Origin of the sequence: Tahibacter caeni (assembly GCF_024609805.1) — a bacterium.
GTDB classification, from domain to species: domain Bacteria; phylum Pseudomonadota; class Gammaproteobacteria; order Xanthomonadales; family Rhodanobacteraceae; genus Tahibacter; species Tahibacter caeni.
In genome coordinates, this window is record NZ_JANFVR010000284.1 from 1 (window position 1) to 6,309 (window position 6,309).

General features: G+C 70.6%; 6 protein-coding genes. All 6 read right to left on the reverse strand.

Features of this window, described 5'->3' with window-relative positions:
* On the reverse strand, positions 1-274 hold a 274-nt coding region (locus NON22_RS18775; protein WP_257388486.1), incomplete at its 3' end, for a glycosyltransferase.
* The gene (gene ftsW / locus NON22_RS18780; protein WP_257388487.1) at positions 271-1,461 is read right to left on the reverse strand and encodes a putative lipid II flippase FtsW; all 1,191 of its coding nucleotides are present in this window, start codon (positions 1,459-1,461) and stop codon (positions 271-273) included. The genes ftsW and NON22_RS18775, both read right to left, overlap by 4 nt.
* Positions 1,461-2,546 carry a phospho-N-acetylmuramoyl-pentapeptide-transferase gene (gene mraY, locus NON22_RS18785; protein ID WP_257388488.1) on the reverse strand — a complete coding sequence of 362 codons (1,086 nt, stop codon included), beginning with the start codon at positions 2,544-2,546 and terminating at the stop codon, positions 1,461-1,463. The genes ftsW and mraY overlap by 1 nt, the downstream gene beginning before the upstream one ends.
* Positions 2,536-3,897, reverse strand: coding sequence for a UDP-N-acetylmuramoyl-tripeptide--D-alanyl-D-alanine ligase (locus tag NON22_RS18790; RefSeq protein WP_257388489.1), 1,362 nt, complete (start codon positions 3,895-3,897; stop codon positions 2,536-2,538). The genes mraY and NON22_RS18790 overlap by 11 nt, the downstream gene beginning before the upstream one ends.
* A 145-nt stretch (positions 3,898-4,042) precedes the next feature.
* Positions 4,043-5,887, reverse strand: a complete 1,845-nt coding sequence (locus tag NON22_RS18795) for a peptidoglycan D,D-transpeptidase FtsI family protein (RefSeq protein WP_306673902.1) — start codon at positions 5,885-5,887, stop codon at positions 4,043-4,045.
* Positions 5,887-6,159 (reverse strand): cell division protein FtsL, encoded by a 273-nt coding sequence (gene ftsL, locus NON22_RS18800; protein ID WP_306673903.1) that lies wholly within the window; start codon positions 6,157-6,159, stop codon positions 5,887-5,889. Before ftsL ends, NON22_RS18795 begins: the two co-directional genes overlap by 1 nt.
* Positions 6,160-6,309 lie beyond the last annotated feature (150 nt).

A 6,309-nucleotide genomic window follows, 5' to 3' on the forward strand; every position in this document is an offset into this window, starting at 1 on the left:
GCACGCGGCGCGCGGCCAGCACGGCGCGCGCGATGCGCAGCGGCGCCTTGAGCTTGACGGCCAGCCCCTTGCCGCGCACCCCGGCTATGTCGAGCGTCTCGATTGCGATGCCGGCCTTCGGCACGAGCTCGGTTTCCAGTCCGCCGGCCGCGCCCATCCAGAGCACCGGCACGCCGCGCGCGCGCAGCTCGTCGGCCACGGCGATGCCGGGGAAAATGTGCCCGCCGGTGCCGCCGGCCATGATCAGCACGGGCGCCTGCGCCGTCGCGTTCATGCCCAGACTCCGGCCTGTACGCGGGCCTGCGTGGTTTCGGCGCTCTGCGCTTCCTCGCGCGACAGTTCGTAGCTCACGCGCAGCAGCACGCCGATCATGGCGCAGGTCATCATCACCGACGAGCCGCCCGAGCTGATCAGCGGCAGGGTCAGCCCCTTGGTCGGCAGCACACCGAGATTCACGCCGATCGACACCAGCGCCTGCAGCGCGATGCACAGGGAAACGCCGAACGCGACATAGCCCTGGAAATACAGGCCGCGCTGCACCGCGCGCGCGCCGATCAGCAGGCCGCGGCCGCAGAACCACGCGAACAGCGCGAGCACGAGCACGATGCCGAGCAGGCCGAGCTCCTCGCCGATCACCGCGAGGATGAAGTCGGTGTGCGCCTCGGGCAGGTAGAACAGCTTCTGCACCGAGCCGCCGAGGCCGACGCCGAGCCATTCGCCGCGACCGACCGCGATCAGCGCCTGCGCGAGCTGGTAGCCGTCGCCGAACGGATCGAGGAACGGGTCGCGGAACGAGGTCAGGCGCTTGAGCCGGTATTCCGCGAACATCGCCGCATACGCCATGACCGGCATGATCGGCAGGCCGAGGAAGACGAGGTTGCGCAGCCGTGCGCCGCCCAGCCAGATCAGGCCGACCGTGGTCGCCCCGATCAGCGCGGCCGAACCGAAGTCCGGCTGCACGAGCAGCAGCGCCACGCCGATGCCGGCGACGCCGATCGGCTTGATCACCCCGAAGAAATTGCGCTGCACGCTTTCCCGATGGCGCACGAGGTAGCTGGCCAGATACAGGATCAGCAGCAGCTTGAACGCCTCGACCGGCTGGAAGCCCGAAATGCCGAGATGGATCCAGCGCAGCGCGCCGTTGATGCGCATGCCGATGCCCGGCACGAACACCGCCAGCAGCAATGCGAAGCCCGCGAGCAGCACGACGCCGCTGTGCCGCTCGACCGTCTCGAGCTCGATGCGCATCGCCGTGATCGCGAGGCCGAGTCCGAGCGCGAGGAAGATCAGGTGGCGCGTGACGTAGTAGAACGGCCCGACGTGCTGATTGTCGGCCACCGGAATCGAGCTCGACGCCACCATGACGAGCCCGAGGCCGGCCAGGCCGAGCGCGGCCAGCAGCAGCCCGCGGTCGTAACGACCGGGCAGTTCGCTGCGGCGGGTGGCCTGGGCGTCGCTCATCAACGGACCTTCAACGTGGCAAGGCCGATCAGCACGAGCACGACGCTGATGATCCAGAAGCGCACGATCACGCGCGGCTCCGGCCAGCCCTTGAGCTCGAAGTGATGGTGGATCGGCGCCATGCGGAACAGGCGCTTGCCGGTCAGCTTGAAGCTGGCCACCTGCAGCATGACCGAGGCCGTCTCCATGACGAACACGCCGCCCATGATCAGCAGCGCGACTTCCTGGCGCACGATCACGGCGATCAGACCCAGCGCGGCGCCGATCGCGAGCGCGCCGATGTCGCCCATGAACACCTGGGCCGGATAGGTGTTGAACCAGAGGAAGCCGAGTCCGGCACCGGCCAGGGCGCCGCAGTAGATCGTCAGCTCGCCGGCGCCCGGCACGGCCGGGATCTGCAGGTAGTTGGAAAACACCGCATTGCCGGCCAGATACGCGAACACGCCGAGCGCGCAGGCCACGAGCACGCTGGGCATGATGGCCAGGCCGTCGAGGCCGTCGGTCAGGTTCACCGCGTTGGAGAAGCCCACGACCATCAGATAGCCGAGCAGCACGAACAGGAACGCGCCGAGCGGCAGCGCGACCTGCTTGAACAGCGGCAGGTACAGCGCGGTCGCCGCCGGCACGTCGGCCGAGTAGTAGAGGAACAGCGCGGCGCCGAGGCCGCCGACCGACTGCCAGAAATATTTCCAGCGCGCGGCCAGGCCGCGGCTGTCCTTGAGCACGAGCTTCTTGTAGTCGTCATAGAAGCCGATCGCGCCGAACACGACGGTCACGGCCAGCACGAGCCAGACGTAGCGGTTGGCCAGGTCGGCCCAGAGCAGGGTCGTGATCGCGATCGCGGCGAGGATCAGCGCGCCGCCCATGGTCGGCGTGCCGGCCTTGGACAGGTGCGACTGCGGGCCGTCCTGGCGGATGACCTGGCCGGCCTTCAGCGCGGCGAGGCGGCGGATCATGCCGGGACCGAGCAGCAGCGAGACCGCGAGCGCCGTCAGGGTCGCCATGATCGCGCGGAACGTCAGGTACTGGACGACGTGGAAGGCGCTGACGTAGGGCGTCAGCCAGCGGGCCAGTTCAAGCAGCATGCGAATCCCCCTGCGCTCCGAGCAGCGCCTTGACCACGCGATCCATCGCCGACGAGCGCGAGCCCTTGACCAGACAGCAGACGCCGGCGTGCAGGTCGGCACGCAGCGCATCGATGAGCTCCGCCTGCGCGGAGAAATGTCGGCCGCCGTCGCCGAAGGCCTGCACCGCGGCGCGACTGAGCTCGCCGGTCGCGTAGAGCCGGCGCACGCCGGCCGCGCGCGCGCGCGCGCCGATGTCCGCATGCAGCACGACCGCGTCGCTGCCGAGCTCCTTCATGTCGCCGAGCACGAGCCAGGGCTCGCCCGGCAGCAGCACGAGCGTGTCGATCGCCGCGGCCGCCGAGCCCGGATTGGCGTTGTAGCTGTCGTCGACGAGCGTCCAGCCGGCGGCGGTCTCGCGGCGAACGAGGCGGCCCGCGACGGCGCCGGCCTGCTCCAGCCCGGCGCGGATGTCCTCGAGCGGCACGTCGAGCGCGACGGCGATCGCCGCCGCGGCCAGGGCGTTCGAGACGTTGTGGCGGCCGGCCAGCGGCAGGTCGACGTCGGTCTCGCCCTGCGGCACATGCAGGCGGAACTGCGACCGCGTCCCCAGGCGCAGCGCGTCGGCCCAGACCTCGAACACCGAAGAAAAGCCGAAGCGCAGCGTACGCCGCGCCCCGGCCAGCCCTGTAAACAGTGCGGCGAAGCCGTCCTCGCCGTTGATGATCGCGATGCCGTCGCCGGGCAGCGCCTCGTACAGCGCGCCCTTGGTCTCGGCGACGCCGGCCAGGGTGTGCATGCGTTCCAGGTGCGCCGGGGCGACATTGTTGACCAGCGCGATTTCCGGCCGCGCGATCCCGGCGAGATACGCGATGTCGCCGGGCTTGCCGGCGCCCATCTCGAGCACCGCATAGCGCGTGTCCTCGGGCAGCGCGAGCAGGGTCAACGGCAGGCCGATCTCGTTGTTGAGATTGCCCTGGGTCCAGTGGGTCGCGCCGCGGCGCGTGAGGATGGACGCGGTCAGCGTCTTGACCGTGGTCTTGCCGTTGGAGCCGGTGATGCCGATCACGCGCGCGTCGCAGCTCGCGCGCACGGCCGCGGCCAGATCGCCGAGCGCGCGCTCGGTGTCGGCGACGACGACCTGCGGCAGCGGCGCGTCGACCTTGCGCGCGACCAGCGCGGCGGCCGCGCCTGATTCCGCAGCCGCGCCGAGGAAATCGTGCGCGTCGACGCGCTCGCCCTTCAGCGCGACGAACAGCTCGCCGCCGCGCAGGGCACGCGTGTCGGTGGCCACGCCGCGCACGGTCACGTCGGCACCGGCCAGGTGGCCGCGCGTCCAGACCGCGATTTCGGACAGGCGCAGATTCAGCATGACGGCAGCCCCGCCATAGGAGCGGGCCGCGCGGGAGCCCGGTCGTCCCGGACCGGCACTTCCCGCGACGGCGCCGCCGGGGCAAGCGAACGCAGGCCGCCGCGGCGGGCGGCGGCGTGCGGAAAACGCGAAGGCAGGGCGGCCGTCATTCCGGCACCCCTTCTTCGTAGCTGGTCGCACCCGGCGCGTATTCGGGCGCGGCGTCGCCGGCCTGCACCGGCTCCCAGTTGCCGGCGCCGTCGGCATACCACTTCTCGACGTTGTCGGGCGGTATGTCGAGCAGACGCAGCGCGCCGTCCATGACCCGGCTGAACGCCGGCGCGGCGACCATGCCGCCGGTATAGGCGCCCTTGGGATCGTGGATCACGACCACGCAGACCAGACGCGGATTGCTGGCCGGCGCGATGCCGGCGAACGTGGAGATGTAGCGGCTGTCGTAGCCGCCGGCGACGGCGCGGCGCGAGGTGCCGGTCTTTCCGGCGACGCGGTAGTTGCGCACGGCCGCGCGCAAGCCCGTGCCGCGCGGCGTGATGACGGTTTCGAGCATGCCGATCAAGGTCTGCGCCAGCGCCGGATCGATCACCGCGCGCTCGGGGTTGTTGATGCCGTCCTTCACGAAAGTCGGCGAACGCAGGCGGCCGCCGTTGGCCAGCACCGCATACGCCTGGGCCAGCTGCAGCGGCGTCACGTTGAGGCCGTAGCCGTAGGACAGGGTCGCTTTCTCGACGACGCCCCAGCTCCTGGCCGGCGGCAGCACGCCGGGCGCCTCGCCCGGGAAGCCGCTGCCGGTGCTCTCGCCGAAGCCGACCCGCTTGAACATGTCGTAGAGGTGGTCGTTGGACAGCGACTGCGCGATCTTGGCCGCGCCAACGTTGCTCGAGCGCGTCAGCACGCCGGTCACGTCGATCAGGCCCTTGTTGCTTGTGTCGCGGATGATGTGGCCGGCCAGCGGCATCGACCCCGGCGACGCGTCGATCGGCGTGTTCGGCTTCCACTTGCCGCTCTCCAGCGCCGCGGCGATCGTGAAGGCCTTCATCGTCGAGCCCGGCTCGACCACGTCGGTCAGCGCGCGGTTGCGCCGTATCGAGGTGTCGCCGTTGTTGATCGCGTTCGGATTGAACGAGGGCTGGTTGACCGTCGCGAGGATCTGGCCGTCGTGGGCGTCGAGCAGGACGATCGAGCCCGAGGTCGCGCCGTGCTCGAGCAGCGCGCGCTTGAGCTCGCGATAGGCCAGCGACTGGATGCGGCGGTCGATCGACAGGGTCAGGTCGCGGCCCTGCTGCGGCTCGCGCAGCAGCTCCACGTCCTCGACCACGTGGCCGAGGCGGTCGCGGATCACGCGCTTGGCGCCGGGCTTGCCGGCCAGCCATTCGTCGTAGGCCAGCTCGAGGCCTTCCTGGCCGCGGTCGTCGATGTTCGTGAAGCCGAGCACGTGCGCCATGACCTCGCCGCTCGGGTAGTAGCGGCGGAACTCGCGCTGCGCGCTGATCCCCGGGATCTTGCGGTCGAGGATGAGCTTGGCGTCGTCGGGGTTCAGATGGCGCTTGAGATAGAGGAATTCCTTGTCCGCACGCTGCTCGAGCTTCTGCCGCAGCACGCTCTCGTCGACGCCGAGCGCCTCGGCCAGCTCCGGGATGCGGCCGCTGTGCTGCAGCAGCTCCTGCGGGTTGGCCCAGATCGATTCCACCGGCGTGGACACGGCCAGCGGCTCGCCGTTGCGGTCGAGGATGGTTCCGCGCGAGACCGGGATCGGCACGTCGCGCAGATAGCGCGCGTCGCCCTGCTCCTGGTAGAAGTCCTTGCGCAGCACCTGCAGGTCGACCGCACGTACGACCAGGCCGGTGCCGGCCAGGGTCAGCAGCATCAGCACGGCCGACAGGCGCGCCTTCAGATTGACCGGCCGGGCGCGCGTGGCCGCGCGCAGCCCGGCCGCGGTATTGGCCCGCGTGGCTGCTTCGGCGAATTCGCGCGGGCGCGGCGGCATGTTCATCAGCGGCGCACGATCACCACGTCGGCGGGGTCGACCGAGCCCATGCCGAGCTGGCCGCGGGCGACCTGCTCGATGCGGTTGGGCTCGGCCCAGGTCGACTGCTCCAGCTGCAGCCGGCCATATTCGAAATTCATTTCGTCGCGCTCCTTGTTCAGCCGGGTCATCTCGATGAACAGCACGCGTCCTTCGTGGCGCTGGTAGACCACGCCGATCGCGCTGGCGATGTCGGCCAGCAGCAGCAGAGCGAACAGCACGAATCCGATGCGCTTCATGCGGCGGCCTCCAGGCGTTCGGCCACGCGCAACACGGCGCTGCGCGAGCGCGGATTGCGCTCGATTTCCTGGTCGCTCGGCAGCCGCGCGGTGCCGAGCGCGCGCAGGGTCAGCGGCGCGTGCGCCGGCGGCGGCAGGCCGCGCCGGGCC